This is a genomic window from Paraliobacillus sediminis, assembly GCF_003426055.1.
The window spans coordinates 1-22,804 of the sequence record NZ_QJSI01000004.1 but is presented as its reverse complement, the minus strand read 5'-3'; the positions used below and the strand labels follow the sequence as shown (position 1 = coordinate 22,804).

Below are 22,804 nucleotides of genomic sequence, written 5' to 3'. Positions count from 1 at the left end.
TAAGTATGCGTTTACATTACTGATAACCTGTATTTTATTACAATATAAGATAATGATTATTGGATAAACACTATGGTTATGGGTCAGTTACTTTAAAATGAGCATTCACACATGTGAATGCTCATTTATAATTACTCCATCTTATTCCTTTTATTTTGATTTAACATATGCAACATTGCTCCAGCAAATAATGTAGCGAGTCCAATTAGTAACAAATTAAACATTGATGTTGCGGTTGCTGGTAAATTTTCTGGACTTTTCGTTTTCTCTTGATTCTTATCACCTGAATTAGTATCTTCTGCTTTAATATCTGTGACTTCATTTTCGTCGTTTTCGTTTTCGTTTTCGTTTTCTTGATCTTCATCTTGACTAGATTCATTATCTTCTACATCTTGTTGACCTTCTTCTTGCTGATCTTCATCGACAGGTACTTCTTCTGGTTCTTCCACATCAGGATTATCCTCTGGTTCCTCTTGATCTGGAACAGGATTCCAACCTTTTAATACATTTTCAACTGTCCACTCAGCTTCTTCTTCATCTGTTAATTGTCTTCTGGAATCATTTACTACTGCACCTGGGCCAGTATTTTTATATTCAAATAATCTAGCATCTTCAGGTTGTAATCCACTCATTGATGTCCATCCATCTGGGTTGATATGTTCGCCCAGTTCGCTATTCTTGATCAAAACACTTCCTATTGCACTGGGATTACCACCAGATGGCCACGGTCTTCCTAGATAAACCGTACCTGCTGCTGCATCACTCGTTAACTTACTATTCATAATCATCATGCCATACTCATCTGAAATCAACGTACTAGCAGCGGTAACATAACCATTTGTAGACTCGGAACCTCTATCAAACGAATGGATCACTGAATTCGCAAATACTACTCTAGCAGCCCCAAAAATAAAGTCTACATCACCTTCTACGTAAACATGGTCATAATAATGCGTACCAGCATTTACATACAATGTATCTTGATTTCCAATAAAACTTACATTTTTAAAATAGAGTCGATCACCACTTGCGTAGACTGCAACCGCTTGTCTCCCATCAGTATCAATTGTTTCATCAAAAGAATTTTCAAATGTTAGATTTTCTACTTTAAGATCATCAGCTCGAAGGTATGCACTTGCACTGCCACTTGTTCCAAGAGTCCCACCTACTCCATTATCTCTACCAGCATAATTATCATATGTGATGACTGTCTCTTTTTCATTTTCACCAATCAATGTAATGAACGGTTTGTTAGCGGGAATATTAATAACTTCTTTATACGTCCCATTTTTCACATAGATCATTACAGTTTGACTGTTGTTAATAGGCACAGCATCAATTGCAGATTGGACCGTATCATAATCCCCACTTCCATCTTGTGCAACCGTTATTGTGTTATCAATTTCAGCTAAACGCTTCATCTGTCCTTCCAACTCCTTTACATCTCCAGTAGCTAATGTTCTGCCATATGTGTCAACTGATTTTGTTTCAGCTACTTGAACAAATACTTTATTCGTGTAATTACCCGTTTGCTGTGCAATATCTAGTAACGACGTTCCCCAATGACCACCCCAAGAATAGCCATTACGTCTCTCTTCTTCAATCTCCATAATGTCATATTTAATAACACCATCACGGCCAGAAAAGATTGGTTTGTTCGTACCAATTTCATAAAAACGATACCAAGCTGTTGCATTTGTATCTTCAACAAAGTATTCATTGTTTGGATCCCCACTAACATAGCGTGTATCCTCTAATTTCACTTCATCTAACCATTCTAATGCAGCTTTAACAGATTGATTAATCCTCTCTGTTTGCGGTCTAGACATTAGATAACGAATAATACCGACCGACTCCTGCCCAGAAATAGATGGATGTTCATATGCGCGCGCTCCTTTTGCTTCATATGTGATTGGATCATGTTGCGCAGACCACGCTGTTGATTCGCCATCTACTTCAATTTGTGCTTGAAGAATATAATCAACTGCTAAATCAATTGAACTAGTAACTTTCACAAGGTATTCATCACTAATTAAATCGGAATCAAATGGATATTTTCGTTCTGATACTAAATCCATTAATTCTAAAACATTAACCATTGCCTCATCATTAAAGGTCACATAGTCAGAGTAATTCCCTCTAGCTGGATATACTTGTGCAAAACCGCCTGTTGGATATTGCAACTCAAATAAGAAATCCAAAGCTTTCTCTAAACTGTCTTGATACTTTGCATCTTTTGTTTCCTGATATATCTGTGCAAGATATATCATTTCTGCAATTGTTGCATCGTTATCAATCGTTCCTAATTCATTACCATCTTCTACCCATTCCGAACGGGACTCTACACCATCCCATGCACGTGTGTATATCTGCGGCCAATTTTTAGTCCAACCACCGTGGTCCATTTGCCAAGTCAATAGATTATCCGCTTCTTGAATTGCTTTATCTAGGTCACCTGAAAATCTTACTTCCTCTATTTGTTCCTGATATTCGGCATATTCATCCCATTCATCCAAACTGCGCAAGACAACTACCGTCTGTCCAAATTCATTGATTCCTTGAGCAGCTTTATCAATACGTAAATTTTTAAATCCTAGCGAAAGTTGCTCCCACTCATTTGTTGGAATAACAACATCAATATCTGAAAAATCAAATGTTTCAAAGTAACTATCTAACGTTACCACCATAAGATTAGTTGTTACTGCATGAACCCCAACAATATTTACTTGTTCACTACTATTATTTTCACGAAAAGGTGCCACTAATTCTTTTGCTTCTCCCCATGTCAATACATCTTCAACTTTAGAAGTAGATGACTCACCTTGAATAGTCGCAATTATATTTTGAGCTTCCTGCTTTGTTAACTCTTCATTAGGATTAATTTTTCCATCAACAACCAGATCAATCATATATCCTTCTTTTTTCGCAACTTTTAGGACATAGGAATACCATTCTTCAAGAGAAATTTCCCAAACATGTGTATCGTTACTGATATTTTTAAATTTCTCCTCTTCTACATATCCAAATGCTTCATTAATCAGCGACATAAAGGCTAATCTAGTAATTGGTTGATCATCACTAGCTTTTTGATCGACAACCATCCCTAACTCTTTCAGTTTCTTCAATTCTAAACCGCTAATAATATCCGCTATTTCAGCATCTTCAACATCTACTGGTCCTTCATTATCTATCTCATCTTTATTGTGAATCCGCAGATGATCAATATTTGCTCCTCCACTTGCACCAACACCCGTTGCACGAATAACATTTTCACCCGACTTTAAATTTGCTTGTGTAGACGTATAGACCCACGTTGCCCAGCCACCAGATGGGTCAAATGTCAATTCTGGTTCAATAATTTCATCATTAACCACTATTTCAGCTGGGCGGGAATCTGTACCACCATGTGCATAGCGAAAATCTAGGTAATAATCCCCCTCAATCGGTAAATCAACTGTCCATTCCACCCAACTCCCAGGTGTATTTGGATTATAATCAATAAAGCCTGTTCCAGTAAATCCAATATGTTTGTTGTCAATAATAACTGTATCTGGTTCTAATGCTGCGTCTTCCGCTTCATAAATATCATCAACTTCCATATACACTTTTAAATGATCAATATTTGCTCCTCCACTAGCACCTGTAGCTGTAGCAATTATGATATTCTCCCCAGCCTTTAAGTCCGCTTTCATTGATGTATTGTCCCATACTGCAAAACCTCCAGTCGAATCAAAAACTAGTCCGTCATTCACTACCTCCCCATTGACCATTATCTCTGCAGGACGTAAATCTGTTCCACCATGCGCATAGCGAAAATCGAGATTATACTCCCCGTCTACGGGAGCATCAACTATCCACTCAATACTTCCCCCAGGTGCATTAGGATTGTAATCAACAAAACCTGTTCCAGTAAAACCAATGTGTTTGTTGTCTATAATTGCTCCATCAAGCACTGCATATTCCGCTTCATAGACTCCATTAATTCCATCACCCTCTGGTTCTGGGTCTGTCGGTTCCACTACCTCTTCAGGTGATGATCCTTGAATACTGATATCATCGATATAGTGCCCATCTGTACCACTGTTTGGTGTGAATGTCTCGATAAAATCAATCTTAGTCGCCACCTCATTTAATGGCGCCGCTTCTAGCAAAAGTTCATCATTAATCATGACATCTGCTTTTTGCGTATCTAAGTCAATAGCCACTTTAATCCTATACCATTGGTTTTCTTCTACTTCAATTAATGGTTCATAGTTATTCCCAGTCCGATAAGTTATACTTCCGTTTTTCGTTTCAATAATAACTGGTGTAGCGTCACCTTTTATTCTCATTACCTTTGTTGAGCTCGTGTAAGTTGGTTGCATAAATGACATTTCAACTGTCACAATACCAACTAAGTCATCAAAAGATTTGCTGAGACTAACATTTGTGGTATCGCTAGTATCATTCAAAAAAACGCTTTTATTACTTATGTCAGGAAGGTCAACTAATCTAACCGTTCCACCATTTTCGGACACATCTAAATCTTTAGGAATGTCTCCTGTTATTTCATCATTAAAATCAGTTTGAAAAGAAACAACTTCTTCGGCACTTACCCTCACCGGTTGTATTGCTGAAGAAACAGAAATAAACAAAAGCATTGCTACCATTACAAGATAGCCAATTCGTTTACCTACTACATTCATAGAATTTTCACCTTTCCTTCTAACTTTTTATAATTATTAGCATCAATTTATAGCTTTACTAGCTCGAAAAATCATAAATGTTGTATGCTCTAATTCTAGTTGGAAAGATGCAAAACACGATGTAGTTGTAACGTCTTTCTTATGACAGCGTATATAGTTTTGAAGTGAGAGAAAGACTATAAATCTTTTATGATAATCAACGCGTTCAAATAAAATGCCTGCCTCCTTATATCACCGAAGGAACCAGGCACTCCATAAACTTATTTTCAAAACACTAAATTACTAATTTAATTCGCAGTATACTCCGCATTATATTCGGTGATAATGTTATCTCCACCTTGCGACTTCCAATTTTCCACTGCATCGTTAAAGCCATCCATATCTAACTGTCCTAAAATATACTGATAAGTTGCATCCGTGATAATTTGCTGTAATCTAGCACCATCTTGAGCAAATGTCTCAGAGTATAGCGGAACAGTAGGATCATCAATTAGATTATTTTCATTGTCTAAATACAATTCCTCTGATTTAGCTTTGACATCATAATCAAATGCACCTTCATAACGACCATTTGTTGCAGGTTCACCAATTTCAATTGACTGATATGGTCTAACTTCTCGTTCAAATAAAGAAGCATCATCAACTGGAAGCGCACTTCCATCAGTCACTTCATAGTGCTCACCTTCGATTCCCCAATAAGCTAGGTTCATAACTTCAGGTGTCATCAATTGATCAAAGAAGCCTAAGATTTTTTTCAACTCTTCTTCGGTTTCTACTGCGCTTTTAGGAAACATAACCAAGTTACCATAGCCAGGAATTGACCAAGTACCAAATTCGCCATCTGGACCCGCTATATTATTATGCACGTCATATTCAAGATCCGGATTAATCGCAACTGCGTCATCGTAAAGACTGCCTACATCACCCATAGAACCTACGTAAATACCAGCAGTCCCATTTTTGATGAATTCTTGCTGATCAATTTTACTTGTTACAGGAAAGTCTTGATTAATATAACCGTTTTCATGTATATCTTTAAAGAAATCCATTGTTTCAACGTATTCATCAAATACAAATTCGGGAGCTAATTCTCCATCTTTTTCTCCCCAATAGTTAGGTGTACCGAACCAAGAAGAAACAGTTTTAAATGCACCATAAATTAAATCGCTTCTGTCAGTTATCCCAAATGTGTCATCTTTTCCGTTACCATCAGGATCATCTTCAGTAAAAGCTCTTGCCATTTCATAGAATTCTTCTGTTGTAGTTGGCGCTTCTAGTCCTAAGTTATCCGCCCAGTCTTTTCTGTAAATTATACCTTGTCTTGATAAAGGCCGTCCTTGATATAATGTATAAACATTTCCATTAACTCTTGTATTATCTACAACGTTTTCTTTTAGTTTACTTAAATTTTCGTATTCACCAATCAATTCTGTTAGATCCCAGAACTGATCATCCTGAATTGCATCCCTAAATTGCACAAATGTGCTTTGATTCTTCAAAAATACTGCTTCTGGCAAAGTATTCGTTGCAAATGCAGTGTTTAAACGATCTTCATAGTTGTTATCAGGAATCCATTGCATTTCAACATCTGTATTTGTTAACCCTTCAATTTCTTCTAGTACCTTTTCTGCTGGTACCTCTGGAGTGTGCAAATTCGCCATAATTGAAAACTCATATGGCCCTTCTTCTTCTGTGTCCCCTGTACTCTCTGAATCCTCTTCATCTCCCCCTTCGGAAGCGCTTTCATTATTACATGCGAATAATACTAATCCTGCTACTAAAAACAATGTAACTAAACCAAACTTTCTCCAAATACTCATTGTACTAACCTCCATAAAATACAATTATTTGTTGCATCTCCAATCTTATTTCATAAGTTAAAAATTGTATATAATCAATATTACATGTAAATAACAACGTTGTAAATTCCATGTATTACCTAGTTTTTTTGCGGATTAACCTTTCATTTTAAAAAATATTATGTATTATTCATTACAAAGTATCTTACATAATGATTATTCTATTTCCTGATATCATTAAACATTTCTAAAGAAAAGTCCTCTTACTTTCGGTATAGCAAACAACTGTTTTAATATTTCTTACTGTCTTGGGACATACTAATAGTTTGCGACAGTGATATAAATAGATCTAATCTAATGATTACTTTTCCTTTCTAATTTATCTTACATTATTATACATCCATGTTATAATAAAATGGAAATTAAATATATTATTTAATGAGGGATTAATATGGAAATGAAAGGTTTATGGGGAGCATTTTATAAAGTCAGTGTGGTAATAAGTCGTCTGGCTTATCTTAATTTGCTTTGGATTTTTGCAACAATTCTTGGTCTTGTAGTAGTTGGCATCATGCCTGCTACCATTAGTATGTTTACTGTAGTTAGAAAATGGGTTATGAAAGAAAATGATATTCCAATATTCAAAACTTTTTTTTCTACATATAAAAAGGAATTTTTAAAAACGAACTTGATCATGATTATACTCGGTATAATAGGGGTACTTTTGTTTATCGACTTACGCTTCACTGGTTATATGAGAGAAAGTGGGTTTTACAATGTTTTCTTAGGGATTTTATTCATAGCTAGTTTTCTATATTTCATATTAGTAGTTTTTATAGCGCCAGTTTATGTACATTACCAATTATCTATTCGCAGATATCTTACTTACTCGATTATGATTGGCGCAACTAATCTTCTATATACTATCGCGATCTTAATAGCGTTGTCTAGCATCTATTACACATCTATGAAAGTACCAGGAATCACTTTATTTTTTAGTTTTAGTGTAAGCGCTTATATCACGATGTATTTCGCCAATCTATCTTTTAACAATTTATTAAAGAAGCAGCAAGCTCAAATCGATTCAAATACATCTATCTAGATAAATAAACATAGACTTACTAACATACTTCTTTGGAAACATACCACTAAAAATTCATAACAATCCTATTGGGGGTGGCTTTGATGAAAAATGGAACCATACAGCATTATTATAAATTGATAATCTTATTTATTTTATTAAGTACGGTTCCTGTCATTATTACAGGTTCTCTTTCTTATTGGAAATCAGCTCAAGCCATTCAAGAGTATTCCACACAGGAGAAAGTACAAAATGTGTATCAAATCCAAACCAATGTAGAGCAAGTTCTAAAAAATATTGATCAATCAGTCACTTATTTCGTTAGAACGTCACAAACACAACAGTTTATCAGAGAAGAAATGTCTGCTGAAGTATTCTACAATTATCAAACAATCAAAAGTGACCTGAATCATTTACAAACATTGGATACTGGTATTGAAGATATCGTCTTAGTTAGTTTTGAGAACGACTGGTTAATCAACAACAATGGCCTTTCCTTTATTAGTAAAGAAGAGAACGATGCTATGTACATAAAATACATGTCAATTACCGATAATTCTTCTTGGCTACTTGAAGAGTTTGATTCAATTGTTGTAAAAAATAACGTTCAGAATAGTTGTTCCCATTATATTAGTCTAGTAAAAAGATTACCTTTACTTCATTCTAAGAAAACGGGAATGGTGGTTGTTTATATTCCAAGTTGTTCTTTAACTAATATTATGGCAGAAAAAATTGATTCCGAATCCTTTTTAATAGTTGATGATTCAAACAAAGTAATTGCTCATAGCAATCCTGGATATATTGGAGAGAATTTTGAAATCCCTGAAACTATTATTTCTAAAATAAATACGTCACCTGTGGACGGTCAATTTAATAATGAAATTGATGGTACCGATTATAAAGTCACTTACCGAACGTCGGATTATAACGATTGGACTTACTTATCCTTTGTAAAAATTAGTGACTTAAATAGTAAATTAAGCTCGATTCGATGGTTAACAATAGCCATCTGTTCCATACTACTTTGCCTAACCTTAATCTTTTCTATTATTGGAAGCAGAAATATCTATAAACCAATTCGACACATCCAGGAACTAATTCGAAATTCTACTCCTGATAAAAGTGACATGCAGAAAACGAAGCATGATGAATTTGAATTAATTGAGTCACATATTAACCAGCTGCTAAGTAAAAATAATGACTTGGAAGTTAAAATGCAAAGACAAGTTAATCAATTAAAACAGCTATTTATTATTCGATTGTTGCAAGGTAAAGTAGGTAAGCATGAGGTTCCAATTAAGCTTACATCATTTAATTATAAACAATCATGGCAACAACTGAGCGTTTTCGCTTTACAAATTGATACTTTTGAGAATAGTAGTTTTAATAAAAGTGACACGGATCTTTTGTTATTTGCAATTAATAACGTTCTTGAAGATTTGATTGATTCAGAAAGACGCTTAACACCTGTTGTTATTAATCAGACACAAGCGACAGTTCTAGTTACTGATTTTGAAAATGAAAATGAACATACTTTTTTTATCAATCAGCAAGCTGCTTTAGTACAAAATGAGATCAAAAATATTTTTCATTTATCTATCAGTATCGGAATCAGTCGTCCTTTTACAGATTTACTACAAGCAAAATTAGCCTTTAATGAAAGTCAAGAAGCGCTTAAATATCGTTTGAAACATGGCAAAGAGTCAATAATTTTTTATGATAACCTAAACAGAAACTATCAATTCTTTATTGACTATCCTTCTAACATTAAGTACAAACTATTTGATGCTATTAAGCTAGCTGATAAAACGAAGGCGAATACTGAACTAGACAATTTTTTTGAATATATCTCTAATGGGGACTTGCATCATAATTATTATAATGTTATTCTCACGCGGTTTTTGTATGACTTAATGGAGTTAAAGCAATTATTAGGTATTGAAATAGTTGAATTGGATAATCGTCCCTTCTTAATGGAAATTTACGATTTAAAAACATTACAAACTATTCAAGACTGGTTTAAAGAACAACTTGTGCATCCCTTAATTGAGAAAGTAGACAAACGCACTAAAAATGATAATAAGTCATTATCAGATAAAATAATTCACATCATTCAAGACAGTTATGACAAAGATATTTCACTGGATTCAATTGCAGCACAACTGCACTATAATCCTAATTATTTGAGTAATATTTTTCTAAAAGAAACAAAGCGTTCTTTTAGCGAATACCTTTTAATGTATCGTCTGAACAAAGCGAAGGAATGGCTTGTCGAGACCGACTTATCTGTAAAAGAAATTGCAGCTAACTTACAATATAACAATTCTCAAAACTTCATTCGTTCCTTTAGAAAAATAGAAGGCATTACACCAGGTAAGTACAGAACGGATCATAAACACAAATAAAAGCTGTTTTCTATGCTAATCAATTAGCAAAAACAACAGCTTTTTTCTTTTTAATATATTGAGAAAGCCTTTACTTACCCAGCAGCTAACTGTTCTATTAGCCATTGATTTGATAGCTCTCCACTAATTTCATGACCGCCTTCAAATAGATGACTCGCTAAATTATTATCAGCTAGTTGCAGGTTGTAGATTTTTTTTAGTTTGTCCATTGCAGTCTTAACCGTTTCGATTGGAAATAGATGATCTGATTTACCGGCTTCAATAAACAGCGGTCTTGGAGCAATTAAACCTATTAAATCTGGCAATTCACCACATGATAAGATATTCGGAATATAATTATCGAGACAATGCCTCCGAGCCATAATTCCATTTTTGAATGTATTTGTATAACCACTAATTACAGTAGCCTGTATTCTTTGATCAAGGATTGATGTGAATCCTGCAACAAGCCCTCCACCTGACAAGCCCATAATACCTATTTTATTTGCATCTATTAGGTCATAACTTTCGATATAATCTAGTAACCTTCTGCATTCAGCTACACGCAGTCCAGCTAACGTTTTACCACAAAGTAATAACTGACTAGCAATCCGATAACATGAATTCTCCTCATTATTGTCTTCCTCAAGCTTACGATCACCAAATCCTACTAATTCTGGAACAAGCACCACCACACCTTTTTTTACTAATTCCACTGCAAAATCTTTATATATGCCTGGCTCTTCTGTTTCATTTCCATCTGGATTTAGACCGATTATTTCTCTGCTACCATAGCCGTGACCATGAACAGCTATAACTGCTGGAACTTTTTCACGTTTATTTATTCGTGGTATCAATAAATAAAAAGACATACGCAATGCACCAATGGTATTAATCTGTAGCCTTAATCTTGTATAACCTTCCATTTCCTTTTTTTCTAGTATAATGGCATGACCATCCTTAGAAACATAATCAAAATGGCCTAAAGTTCGTGAAATGTCTGCACGTAACTGAACTCTAAAAGCTTGTTCGTCTCTAATAGGGTTGCTTTGTGAGACTTCCTTGTATAAGGTATCTAAGAATACTTCGACAGATCCCATTATGACCCTCCTCACCATTTTAATGCATCCAATTGTTAAAGTGTTACTCCTGTTTTAAAAATTGCTAGTTCTCGGTAACCATTTACTTCATTATTAGCTTCCTTTCCACTTGCAACTTCAATTACATGATTCACAAAATCCTTCAGTACTATTTCCTTTTGTGCATCTAGTAATATGCCTGCATTAAAATCAATCCAGTGTGGTTTTCTCTCGTATAAGGTTGTATTAGACGATACTTTTAATGTTGGTACAAATGTTCCAAATGGTGTACCTCTTCCTGTTGTAAATAGTACAAGATGGCATCCAGCTGAAGCAAGTGCTGAAGCTGCAACCAAATCATTACCAGGCGCACTTAGTAGGTTTAAGCCATGCTCTTTTAGTCGTTCTCCATATTTCAATACACCTTTCACAACAGTCGTCCCTGCCTTTTGCGTACAACCGAGTGACTTATCCTCTAATGTCGTTATTCCACCTGCTTTATTTCCTGGAGAGGGATTTTCATAAACCGGTTGTTCATTTTTGATAAAATATTGCTTAAAATCATTTATCATAGAAACTGTATCTTGGAAAATTTGTTCATTTTCACAGCGTTCCATTAAAATTGTTTCAGCTCCAAACATTTCAGGAACTTCTGTTAATACTGTCGTCCCACCTTGTGCAACCAAATAGTCCGAAAAATCACCAACTAATGGATTGGCTGTAATACCAGATAATCCATCTGAACCTCCACATTTTAGACCTACTCGTAATTCCGATAATGGAATCGATTCACGTCTATCTTGTTTTGCCTCTTGATAAATCTCTTTTAAAATTCGAACACCTTCTTCTATTTCATCCGATACAAGCTGCGAAACAAGAAAACGTATACGACTCTTATTATAGTTGCCTAGTCCTTGTTCAAACTCTTCGACAATATTATTCTCACAACCAAGGCCTAGCACAAGGACACCACCTGCATTTGGATGTAGGACAATATTAGACAAAATTTGTCTTGTATTCTGATGATCGTCTCCTAGTTGTGAGCAGCCATATTGATGTGACAATACCAATACTTGATCAAAAGGAGCAATATCCCCTACATCTGCTTTAAATTTATCTAATATTCTATCTGCAACACCATTTACGCATCCAACAGTAGGAACAATCCATAACTCATTACGAATCCCTACGTTACCACCTTGCCTGCGATAACCTTGAAAAGTATGACTCTCATTTGAATAAAGATTCTTTGTCACTTTAGGTTGATACGTATAATTTTCAATTCCAGTAAGGTTAGTTTTCATATTTTTTGTGTGTACATGTGTGCCTTCTTCAATTGCTTCTTTTGCATGCCCTATCGGATAGCCATATTTGATAATATCTGCATTACTATCAATAGGTAGAATTGCAACCTTATGTCCTTGTGGCACATCATCTCTAAGTGTTACTAATATATTATCAATCGTTAGTGTAGTACCCGATTTCAAATCATTTAGGGCAACTACTACATTATCGTCTTTCTGTAATTGAATGAACTCATGCATGTGCCTCAGCCTCCATTAGTTCTAACAATGCCTTCCTTACGCCATGTCTGTCCATTGTATAAAGATTAGTAGCTATTACATCGCATAGACCAACACAATCGTTTAGATCGATTCTCCACCAGTCTTTTTTTGCTAGTATATTACGGACAATGTCCACCATCTTCTCACTTGATCCATCATAACTATTCCATTGCGTAGTAAAATATGCTACTATTTCAGGATCATCTTTTAGATCAATAGATTCCGCTCCTCTTTTACCCCGATAAAAATAAACTAGCGCTGCAAATGCAAAAGCTAACTTTTTCGGAATTTCATTTTTCAAGGTGACGTACTCTAATAAAGTAGGTAGATCTCGCGCCTTAAACTTTGCAACTGAATTCAAAGAGATACTTATCAGATAGTGTTCAATAAAAGGATTTCGAAAACGATCAAGAACATTCTCAGTAAACGTGTGTAGCTCACTTTCTGGAAAATCAATTGTTGGTAAAATTTCCTGATAAAGAAGTGCTTCGATATATTTACCGATTAGTTTATCTTCTACTGCATTTTGTACCGTATCAACACCAGAAAGATATGCAACAGGAGTCATTGCTGTATGGGCACCGTTCAGTATTTTCACTTTGCGCGTGCGATAAGGATCTAAATCTGTAGCAAAAACAGTATTTAACCCAATCTTATCTGCTGGAAAAGTATCTCTTAAAATGTCCGATCCTTCTATTATCCATTGATGATAGTGCTCTCCTACAACCATTAATTCATCTCGATATCCCAACTCCTTTTCGATTGAATTTGAACTATCTTTAGGAAAACCAGGTACAATCCTATCTACTAAGCTACAACAAAACGTGTTTGCATTATCCAACCATTTTGTAAACGCTTCCGAAAGGTTCCATAATGATGCATACTGTAAAACATATTTCTTTAAGTAGTCTGCATTACGATCGATAAGTTCACACGGTATGATCGTCAGTCCTTTATTTATATCACCATCAAAATGTAAAAAACGGCGGTAAAGAAATGCTGTTAGCTTTGCAGGAAACGTCTTTTGTAAGGCATCATCTAACTGGTCATCCTCATTAAAAACGATTCCCGCTTCCGTTGTGTTAGAGAAAATGAATTGTAAATCTTCAAGCTCCGCCAATGCAAGATAACCTTCAAGGTCCTGATATGGATTAATTCCACGACTAATTGATTGAATTACCCGCTTTTCTCTAACAATTGAACCATCCTTAACACCTTCCAAGATTACCGTATACAAGCCGTCTTGCTGATTTAATGTATCAACCATTCCATGCTCAATAGGCTGGACGGCTACAACACTTCCATTAAACACACCTGCTTCATTCATCAGATCAATTTGCCAATCAACAAAAGCACGCATAAAGTTCCCTTCTCCAAACTGTAAAACACGCTCCGGATAAAGTTTTTTCGCAACAATTTCTTTTGATAGTTTTTTCATTATTTCCCCTCCAAACATATTCAGACTATAAATAACAACGTTGTTATTTATAGTCTACCACCTCCTATATGTTCGGTCTATAGATGTATGGAAAGCTTTGCAAAGATGACACAATTACGATTATCAGGAGAAAATAGCAGCATAATATAAAACTTTGAAAATAAAAAACAAACGATTAATAAGGTCATTTCAACGCTCACTAATCGTTCATTTATACTACTTTTTTATACACCAACAGTGTGTCCACACCTCTGATTATTCACTAGTACTTTTAACGCGCTAACCATCCACCATCAATTGCAAGGATATGTCCATTCATATAATCTGAAGCCCTACTAGATAAGAAGACAACAACACCCATTAAATCAGCTGGTTCGGCCCAACGTCCTGCTGGAATACGCGATAGAATTTCTGCGTTACGTTTTTCATCTGCCCGAATAGGAGCTGTATTTTTTGTCGCTACATATCCAGGTGCTATTGCGTTTATCTGAATATTTTTTTCACCTAACTCATTTGCAAATGCCTTCGTAATACCTGCTACTGCATGCTTACTTGCTGTATATGATGGAACAAATTTACCACCTTGAAATGAAAGCATGGAAGCTATATTTATAATCTTACCATTACCTTGCTTAGCCATTACCTTTGCTACCTCTTGGCTTAGGAAATAAACAGAATTCAAATTAATTTCCATCACGGCATCCCAATCTTCAGGCTTATATTCGAGTAATGGTGCACGACGAATTGTCCCTGCATTATTGACTAAGATATCAACCTTACCATAAGTATTTACACATGTATCGACAACTTCCTTAATGCTATCTCTGTTTGAAAGATCTGCTTGAAAAAAAGTAACCTTTTGTCCAGTTTCTTCAATAAGCTCTCTCGTTTCATCCCAATCTGTACCATATGTTACTACAAATAAATCTGCGCCCGCCTTAGCAAGAGCGACAGCATAACCCTGTCCTAATCCTGTATTTCCTCCTGTAACAATCGCAACTTTATCAGTTAATGAAAAAAAGTCTAACGAAAAATTTTCTAAAGTCATGGTTTAAACCCCATTCTTTTTGATTTATTTTTCACGCAATACTATTTATCTACTAGATTATCTTAATTTATCCATCTGTACATGATCCATATCAGTGAACTGTTTATTCTCCCCAGCCATAGCCCATACAAACGTATAATTACTTGTAGCAGCCCCACAATGGATAGACCAAGGTGGTGAAATTACCGCTTGCTCATTTTTCATTATAAGATGTCTCGTATCGCTCGGTTGTCCCATTAAATGAACCATTCTAGCATTTTCATCTAAATCAATATATAAGTAGGCTTCCATTCTGCGGTCATGCGTGTGCGTTGGCATTGAGTTCCATACACTTCCAGATTTTAATTGCGTCATTCCCATAACAATTTGGCAGCTTTGTATGCCATCATCATGGATCATACGGCGAAGGACACGTTCATTTGCACTCTCATTTGTTCCTAATTGATCCCCGTCAATACTATTAAAAGAAACCTTTTGAATCGGATATTCCTTATGAGCGGGTGCAGAAAATAAGTAAAACTTTGCAGGTTCACTCGCTACATCACTAGAGAATAAAACTTCTTTATTTCCTTTTCCAACATATAAACAGTCTTTGTTATCCATCAGAAATTCTTGACCATCAATCACAACTTTGCCTGAATTGCCTACATTAATAATCCCTAATTCCCTTCGTTCCAAAAAGTAATCAGCCTTTATTTCCTCATCAGCTTCTAAAGTGATTGCTTTCTCAGTAGGTGTTGCACCGCCTATAACAGTTCTATCTTCCATTGAATAAACCAATTTGGTTTGCCCAAGCACAAAAAGTTCCTCAATCAAATAGTGCTGACGTAACTCTTCCGTACCGAATGTTTTTGCGTGATCTGGATGTGTTGCATATCTTTTTTCCATTTTAAAAGCCTCCTATAGATTATAAAAATTGTTGTTTCTAAATTTAAATTTTTTGGTGCTTTGATGTATTTAAAAAGTTATCTAACATACCTCGATTTGGTAAGCCTTCATTATCACTTGTTGAAAGTAGTTGAATAGCACCAATTGCATTTCCTCTAGTAACAGACTCCTCAATTGATAATCCTTCAGCTAAGCCACTTACTACACCGACTGCAAAACCATCTCCAGCTCCTACAGTATCCACAATTTCAGCTACTTTAAAACCATTAATGTATTTACCTTCTTTGTCATTACCTTTTACATATGCACCTTCCTCACCAAGCTTGATAACAACGTATTTTGCATTGCCTTCTAAATAAAAGTTAGCAATATCCTCTGGTTCATTGTATCCGGTAAGAATTTTCCCTTCAGAAATGCCTGGAAGAACGATATCACATTTTGTTGCTAATTCATTTATATTTTTAATCATCTCTTCCTTACTACCCCACAAGTTAGGACGAAGGTTGGGATCAAACGTTATACATGCGCCATTTCTTCTTCCTTCCTCAGCAAAATAATGAGAAACAGCTTTCGTTTCAGGAGACAGAGCTAAGAATATTCCACTTAGATGAACAAAATCAAAAATAGAAAAGTCTACTTCTTGTATAGTAGCTAAACTAAATTTACTAGCTGCACTATTCTTACGAAAACTTGATACACTCGGATCCCCTTCTATCGATTTTTCCTTTAATTGTAATCCCGTTAAACGTTTCTTACTTCGATAAACAAAATCATTATGAATTCTTTCTTTTTCAATAAATTTTATGATTGATTCTCCAAGTGGATCACTTCCAATTTTGGTAGCATAATATACCTCGTGATCCAATCTAGCTAGGCCAACACTAACATTTAGTTCGGCACCTGCTATTGATCTAGTAAACTTCTGTACATCTTCAAGCCGACCTACCTCATCAGCTACAAACAAACCCATAGCCTCCCCAATTGTAATTATCTTCTTACTCATAAAACATCTTCCTCACTAATAGTAGTAGCCTCTTTAGAAGCCCTTTTTGCAAACATATGCAAAAACGATAAAACTAACTATCCATGTTCCAAGGATTACATTTGGTAAATAAAAATTCTAATACATTGAATAAAAAGTACTGGTTGTGCAAGATCTAATATGATGTTCCACATTACGGAACTGTGTTCTATAATATAAATTATACCGCTTTCATTATTAATGTCAATGATAAATATTATTGCAATTAACCAGAAGTTAGGCTACGGTTCTTTTGCTTTCATCAAAAAAAAGAAGCAGGGGGCCGCCCCCTGCATCCTCTTAATATTTCAATCCATGACCAAGTGCGTACACATTTTTGTCGCTATCTTGATAAGCATAGCTCATTCCTGTTGGCATGTACTTATCTTTATCAAAACCTGGTACGTCATTTCTTGATACACATTCACCATTTTGGCGAACCGCTATAACATAATCACTTGCTGGTAATGTTATTGGTAGTACACCAGTTGGTTTGTGATTACCTGCTATAACATCTAACTGTGCGTTAAAGAATGTATCGTACCCAGCGATTAGCGCATCAGCCAGAGGTTCCACATTTCCGAGAATCCAAGGTAGGATGACATTAACGCTCATCACTACTTTTCCATCACGCTTGTGGATGTTATCTGCTATTTCCTTCAGACGATTCATACCAGTTATCGTTTTCTCTTGATACAACGTTCCGTCCAAACCAGAGACTACTTTGTCTTCACACATTTCCAATTCTAACAGACCAAGTGTCGCGTTGAAGTATGAGCCTGATTTTGGATGTAAGAATAAAATTGCAGTATCTGCTTCTTGATAGTTTTCTGTTAATGTATATAGACCCAGTTCTTTTGCTTCGTTTCTTGCTTGTTCCGTGTAAGAAGTAGCTTTTTTAGAATCCTTATGGAATACTTCCACATAAACCTTTTTGCCATCGACCTTGTCTTTTGTTAACGGCAATGTTTTATTTGAATTTTTTAAAATGGTAACTGATTTTTTATGTGCTTCATAAGCAGCGTCCCAATGCTCTTTTCTACTAACTACTTCTGTAGCATGTTCCGCGGTATTGTACGTACGCTCATCAAATAAACCTAATGCGAACATTTCCGATAGAAGTCGAACGTTGGCTTCGTTGATTCGTTTTTCGCTAACCCACCCTTTGCTAATAGCCAACTTCAGATTTTCAATATCATTGGTATCGGCAATCATGTCTGTACCAGCATTAATTGCTTTTGCAAAACGTTCTGCTTCACTACTATTTTCCATGCCCCAACTCATTTTATTAACAATTCCACTGTCGCTATTCACATAGCCTTTAAATCCAAGCTCGCCACGAAGGATATGATTTAAGAAGTAATGGTTAAAGGTAAACCCAACCTCTTCGAACGGAATATCTTCTCCTTCGAATTCTTGGACCATACTTTTCTTAATACTTGGAATCGAGTAATATGGCATAATAGAAGACGTGCCATGCTCTACTGCAGCTCTAAATGGTGGTAAATGATATTTTTCTAAGCTGCCTGGAGTTGGATACAGATTCCATTTTCCTTCCTCATAATGAGGATCAAATCCATTTTCTCTAGCTCCGCCACCAGGGAAGTGCTTTGTGGTCATCGCAATACTATGGTTCCCAAGCTCTTTACCTTGGAATTCATCAATAATCCGACCAATTGCTTCTGAAATAAATTCTGGATCTTCACCAAACGTACCGTAAGTACGCTGCCATCTTGGATCTGTTACAACATCGGCCATGTACATATAGCCTTTTCTTATACCAGTCGCATCCCATTCCTTTCGTGCAATTCTCGCAAATTCGCTAATTATACCTGCATCTCCGCCTTTTTCAATGTCACCTTTTGCTGCTGCAGCAAGACCAAGTGTTCCTGGCCATGTCGAGAAAATACCAGCTGCATCATTCATACCGAACACAGCTTCAGCATTTTCATTTCGTGAATTTGATGTAATTAGGACTGGAATACCTAAACGAGTCCCTTCAGCCACTTCATTCATCGTGTTAATCCACTCAGCCATTTCGGCTGGACTATAGTTGTCTCTTAAGATGAAATGTCTTAATTTCCTCGTTTCAATCGTATAGGTTGTTCCAAATACCTTGCTTGTAGCAAAAATATTTTCCCCTTTTTCAATAATTCCTTCATCTAACACTCCATCATGGCTAGTTTTATTTTCATCTTCCTGCGCAATTCCCATCTTTCGAGAATTTATCAACATTAAGCCGATTTTTTCATCAATAGTCATTAAGGAAACTAGATTATCAGCACGTTCTTTTGGGCTTAAACGCCAGTCTTCATAAGGATCGAGCTTTCCGTTGTTATTTAAATCTTTAAATTTCAAACAATCTTTTTCTATGAGTTTTTTCTTTCTTACTTCTAATTCTGGTTGTTTTGTCAATGAACTCACTCCTCATTTTTATTTTGGTACCTTAGTTTTTTCTAAACTTTTAGCTGGAGTATGTTCTCACTTACTATTACGTCTCCAACTTTGATTTGTTGTACCTCTTTATATTGTTCGGTATTTGTTATGACGACAGGAGTTTTAACATCATACCCTGCAGCTTTGATGTTCTCAAGATCTATTTCAATCAGTAGATCTCCTTTATTCACTCTATCCCATTGTGTTACATGAGAAGTGATAAACTCCCCTTTCAATTTAATCGTGTCGTTGCCGATATAAATTAATATCTCTGTTGCATATAATATCCTACTCCCGAGTTGCATTTTTAAATCTAAATGAACTTATTGACTAGCTAAGATCTTATCTGATTGTCTACTTAAAACTGTAATATCAAATAAGATAAGGCTTACAATTTTAAATGTTTGAGTATGTTTTTCAAAACTATAGTAGTATAATACCAAATAAGAGCATAAAATAAATTGCGTTTTTTGCTATAAATATTGTATATATTGCTGTATGAAAGGATACTAAAATGAAAGAATCAATATTTATGCCAGTGATGGATCAGAACTTTGAGCTTCATTATTGGACGAAGGAATATCAATCAGACGGTTTTGGGGTAAAGCCTGACAAATTAGCTAAAAATTATTCTGAAATTGAACCGTTGTTCCGATTACACAGTCATGATGCGATGGAATTTCTCGTATTTTTAGGTGGAGAGTGTGAATATATTTGTGAAGGTAATACTTATCAACTGAACCCTGGAGATATTGTTGTCGTACCTCCTTATGCGGTTCATAAAGCAAAAGTAAAAGATTTTGAAACCTATGAACGCATCGTATTCAACATAAGTAAACCGTTACTAGCTGACTTTTTATCTATATCACCAGTCATGAACGAAAGCGTGATCTATCATAAAAAAAGTGGTTCACATGTAATTCATTTGCAGTCCGATAAATTACTTGAAATTATTGCTCTATTTAAGGAAGTAAGCCATCGGTTAAAAAGCGACAAAGAAAATCATGATTTTGCATTGCAATATCTATTATTCCAATCTATTCAAACAATCTTAAACCCTGAAAGCAGTGAGCCGTCGCACCATATAGTAAATGATCCTGATCAACGACTATTAGAAATAATCGATTACATTGAAAGGAATTTAACTGCTACAGATTTGAATTTAGGTAATATATCGAAGCAATTTCATTTAAACAAATATTATTTTTCCCATTATTTCAAAAACAATATGAATGTATCGTTCTATCGTTATGTATTATTAAAGCGTTTGGCAATAGCAGTCACGATGATTAAGCAAAATGAAATTGCTATGGAAGAAGTCGCCCAAGAATGTGGTTTTCAGGACTATTCTAGTTTTTATCGACTATTCAAAAAGGAATATAATATCTCACCTAAAAACTTACAAAAAAAGCATAAGAAAAATTAATAAGTAAATCAGTTTTGGAGTACAATGAATTATTTAAGTAATTTAGACTCGGACCTATTAATCCAACTTTTTTTGAAAATTATATTTTATATCGGTTGTATGCATCTATTTTTTAAAAAGTCGATGAAAAATGATTGTACAATAAACATACTGAGATTAGTATGTTTATAACGCAAAAAAGCGACGTTCTAACGAGGATTAACTCGCTAGAACGTCGCTTTAGTAACGTTTATTCGATACCGGTGGCCGGGGTCGAACCGGCACTCCCGAAGGAACATGATTTTGAGTCATGCGCGTCTGCCAATTCCGCCACACCGGCATGATTATTTGGAGGCGGTAACCGGATTTGAACCGGTGATAAAGGTTTTGCAGACCTCTGCCTTACCACTTGGCTATACCGCCATTATAATAAAACTATATGAAAAGAGAGCGGAAGACGGGATTCGAACCCGCGACCCCCACCTTGGCAAGGTGATGTTCTACCACTGAACTACTTCCGCAAGATGATGGCTGGGCTAGCTGGATTCGAACCAGCGCATGACGATACCAAAAACCGTTGCCTTACCGCTTGGCTATAGCCCAATGGAAAAAAATAGGGCGACCGGTGGGAATTGAACCCACGTATGCCGGAATCACAATCCGGTGCGTTTACCCCTTCGCCACGACCGCCACAGTAAAAAAAAGCAGGGGTAGTAGGAATTGAACCCACACCGGAGGTTTTGGAGACCTCTGTTCTACCTTTAAACTATACCCCTATATTACTATATAAATTTGTTTTGAAAATGGTGGAGGGAGTAGGACTCGAACCTACGAACCCGATGGGAGCGGATTTACAGTCCGCCGCGTTTGGCCAACTTCGCTATCCCTCCAAATGAAAAAAAGGTGGCTCGGGACGGAATCGAACCGCCGACACACGGATTTTCAGTCCGTTGCTCTACCGACTGAGCTACCGAGCCAATAAAAATAGGTGTAACTTTATAATGAAAAAATGGCGGTCCGGACGGGACTCGAACCCGCGACCTCCTGCGTGACAGGCAGGCATTCTAACCAACTGAACTACCGGACCAAAATTTTGGTTGCGGGGGCAAGATTTGAACTTGCGACCTTCGGGTTATGAGCCCGACGAGCTACCAGACTGCTCCACCCCGCGATAATGTAGAATTTAATAATTCTACTATAAAATTTACTAATTTAAAATGGTGGAGGATGCAGGGCTCGAACCTGCGACCCCCTGCTTGTAAGGCAGGTGCTCTCCCAGCTGAGCTAATCCTCCATTGGTGACCCGTACGGGAATCGAACCCGTGATACCGCCGTGAAAGGGCGGTGTCTTAACCGCTTGACCAACGGGCCTTTATTATACAATGAGTTGTATGTAAGTGGCGGAGAGCGAGGGATTCGAACCCTCGAAACCGCGTTAGCGGTTTACACGATTTCCAATCGTGCTCCTTCGGCCACTCGGACAGCTCTCCATATGGCTCCACAGGTAGGACTCGAACCTACGACCGATCGGTTAACAGCCGATTGCTCTACCACTGAGCTACTGTGGAATAATGGAATATATGCCTGGCGACGTCCTACTCTTGCAGGGGCAAAGCCCCAACTACCATGAGCGCTGAAGAGCTTAACTACTGTGTTCGGCATGGGAACAGGTGTGACCTCTTCGCTATTGTCACCAGATCATTCTGAGTATACATCCAAGTGATTTCTTTAATTTTAATGACAACAAGTATTATACCTGCTTTTCATAAAAAATCAAGAGTTTCAAAGAATAAAATTAATGTACCTTCAAAACTAGATAAGAATTACAACAAGACAACATAAACATATATATTATAGTTAAGTCCTCGATCTATTAGTATTCGTCAGCTACACGTGTCACCACGCTTCCACCTCGAACCTATCAACCTCATCGTCTCTGAGGGATCTTACTCTAAAAAGATGAGAAGTCTCATCT

Annotated in this window: 13 protein-coding genes, 14 tRNA genes and 2 rRNA genes; 3 read left to right on the top strand and 26 right to left on the bottom strand. The window is 36.2% G+C overall.

The features are described 5' to 3' along the window. Positions 1–131: 131 nt before the first annotated feature. Positions 132–4,685 (bottom strand): pectate lyase, encoded by a 4,554-nt coding sequence (gene pelA, locus D2K60_RS20795; RefSeq protein WP_205418625.1) that lies wholly within the window; start codon positions 4,683–4,685, stop codon positions 132–134. A gap of 287 nt (positions 4,686–4,972) precedes the next feature. After that, complete coding sequence (locus tag D2K60_RS19140) at positions 4,973–6,505, bottom strand: extracellular solute-binding protein (RefSeq protein ID WP_205418624.1); 1,533 nt, start codon at positions 6,503–6,505, stop codon at positions 4,973–4,975. Positions 6,506–6,935: 430 nt separating this feature from the next. Here D2K60_RS19140 and D2K60_RS19135 point away from each other — a divergent pair, with 430 nt between their 5' ends. Together D2K60_RS19135 and D2K60_RS19130 are read left to right on the top strand one after the other, a co-directional pair. Then, positions 6,936–7,586, top strand: coding sequence for a YesL family protein (locus D2K60_RS19135; RefSeq protein WP_117170705.1), 651 nt, complete (start codon positions 6,936–6,938; stop codon positions 7,584–7,586). An 83-nt stretch (positions 7,587–7,669) separates the two neighbouring features. Continuing rightward, positions 7,670–9,970, top strand: a complete 2,301-nt coding sequence (locus tag D2K60_RS19130) for a helix-turn-helix domain-containing protein (protein ID WP_117170703.1) — start codon at positions 7,670–7,672, stop codon at positions 9,968–9,970. Positions 9,971–10,044: 74 nt separating this feature from the next. Here D2K60_RS19130 and D2K60_RS19125 read toward each other — a convergent pair whose 3' ends face one another. The 8 genes from D2K60_RS19125 to D2K60_RS19090 all read right to left on the bottom strand — a co-directional run bounded on the left by D2K60_RS19125 (position 10,045) and on the right by D2K60_RS19090 (position 19,729). Further along, complete coding sequence (locus D2K60_RS19125; protein ID WP_162880795.1) at positions 10,045–11,049, bottom strand: alpha/beta hydrolase family protein; 1,005 nt, start codon at positions 11,047–11,049, stop codon at positions 10,045–10,047. 35 nt (positions 11,050–11,084) lie between these two features. Next, positions 11,085–12,572, bottom strand: a complete 1,488-nt coding sequence (locus D2K60_RS19120) for a UxaA family hydrolase (RefSeq protein ID WP_117170700.1) — start codon at positions 12,570–12,572, stop codon at positions 11,085–11,087. Continuing rightward, positions 12,565–14,031, bottom strand: coding sequence for a tagaturonate reductase (locus D2K60_RS19115; RefSeq protein ID WP_117170698.1), 1,467 nt, complete (start codon positions 14,029–14,031; stop codon positions 12,565–12,567). The genes D2K60_RS19120 and D2K60_RS19115 overlap by 8 nt, the downstream gene beginning before the upstream one ends. 271 nt (positions 14,032–14,302) lie before the next feature. Beyond that, a complete protein-coding gene (gene kduD, locus D2K60_RS19110) occupies positions 14,303–15,079 on the bottom strand; it encodes a 2-dehydro-3-deoxy-D-gluconate 5-dehydrogenase KduD (RefSeq protein ID WP_117170696.1) in 777 nt (258 codons plus the stop codon). A 57-nt stretch (positions 15,080–15,136) separates the two neighbouring features. Next, positions 15,137–15,967, bottom strand: coding sequence for a 5-dehydro-4-deoxy-D-glucuronate isomerase (kduI, locus tag D2K60_RS19105; RefSeq protein ID WP_117170694.1), 831 nt, complete (start codon positions 15,965–15,967; stop codon positions 15,137–15,139). A 43-nt stretch (positions 15,968–16,010) separates the two neighbouring features. After that, positions 16,011–16,970, bottom strand: coding sequence for a sugar kinase (locus D2K60_RS19100; protein ID WP_117170693.1), 960 nt, complete (start codon positions 16,968–16,970; stop codon positions 16,011–16,013). Positions 16,971–17,288: 318 nt separating this feature from the next. After that, entirely contained in the window at positions 17,289–19,412 is a 2,124-nt protein-coding gene (locus tag D2K60_RS19095) for a glycoside hydrolase family 3 protein (protein WP_117170692.1), read from the bottom strand. 32 nt (positions 19,413–19,444) lie between these two features. After that, entirely contained in the window at positions 19,445–19,729 is a 285-nt protein-coding gene (locus D2K60_RS19090; protein ID WP_117170689.1) for a PTS sugar transporter subunit IIA, read from the bottom strand. Between the two features lie 209 nt (positions 19,730–19,938). Between D2K60_RS19090 and D2K60_RS19085 the strand changes: the two genes are divergently transcribed. Further along, a complete protein-coding gene (locus D2K60_RS19085; RefSeq protein ID WP_117170687.1) occupies positions 19,939–20,850 on the top strand; it encodes an AraC family transcriptional regulator in 912 nt (303 codons plus the stop codon). A gap of 237 nt (positions 20,851–21,087) precedes the next feature. Here D2K60_RS19085 and D2K60_RS19080 read toward each other — a convergent pair. The 16 genes from D2K60_RS19080 to D2K60_RS19005 form a co-directional block, all read right to left on the bottom strand. Beyond that, positions 21,088–21,169: transfer RNA gene (locus tag D2K60_RS19080), tRNA-Leu, on the bottom strand. Between the two features lie 9 nt (positions 21,170–21,178). Beyond that, positions 21,179–21,252 (bottom strand) — tRNA-Cys (locus tag D2K60_RS19075). Between the two features lie 26 nt (positions 21,253–21,278). Further along, positions 21,279–21,350 (bottom strand) — tRNA-Gly (locus D2K60_RS19070). A gap of 7 nt (positions 21,351–21,357) precedes the next feature. Beyond that, positions 21,358–21,432, bottom strand: a tRNA-Gln gene (locus D2K60_RS19065). Positions 21,433–21,446: 14 nt separating this feature from the next. After that, positions 21,447–21,519, bottom strand: a tRNA-His gene (locus tag D2K60_RS19060). 15 nt (positions 21,520–21,534) lie between these two features. Further along, positions 21,535–21,605 (bottom strand) — tRNA-Trp (locus D2K60_RS19055). A 28-nt stretch (positions 21,606–21,633) separates the two neighbouring features. Beyond that, positions 21,634–21,719, bottom strand: a tRNA-Tyr gene (locus tag D2K60_RS19050). 14 nt (positions 21,720–21,733) lie between these two features. Next, positions 21,734–21,806 (bottom strand) — tRNA-Phe (locus tag D2K60_RS19045). 33 nt (positions 21,807–21,839) lie between these two features. Continuing rightward, positions 21,840–21,916: transfer RNA gene (locus tag D2K60_RS19040), tRNA-Asp, on the bottom strand. Positions 21,917–21,923: 7 nt separating this feature from the next. Then, a tRNA-Met gene (locus D2K60_RS19035) sits at positions 21,924–22,000 on the bottom strand. Positions 22,001–22,047: 47 nt separating this feature from the next. Then, positions 22,048–22,123: transfer RNA gene (locus D2K60_RS19030), tRNA-Val, on the bottom strand. 2 nt (positions 22,124–22,125) lie between these two features. Next, a tRNA-Glu gene (locus tag D2K60_RS19025) sits at positions 22,126–22,200 on the bottom strand. 27 nt (positions 22,201–22,227) lie between these two features. Further along, positions 22,228–22,319 (bottom strand) — tRNA-Ser (locus D2K60_RS19020). A 3-nt stretch (positions 22,320–22,322) separates the two neighbouring features. Then, positions 22,323–22,397 (bottom strand) — tRNA-Asn (locus tag D2K60_RS19015). Between the two features lie 14 nt (positions 22,398–22,411). Continuing rightward, positions 22,412–22,527, bottom strand: a 5S ribosomal RNA gene (gene rrf / locus D2K60_RS19010). A gap of 155 nt (positions 22,528–22,682) precedes the next feature. Further along, positions 22,683–22,804: ribosomal RNA gene (locus D2K60_RS19005) — 23S ribosomal RNA — on the bottom strand; the annotation flags it as partial.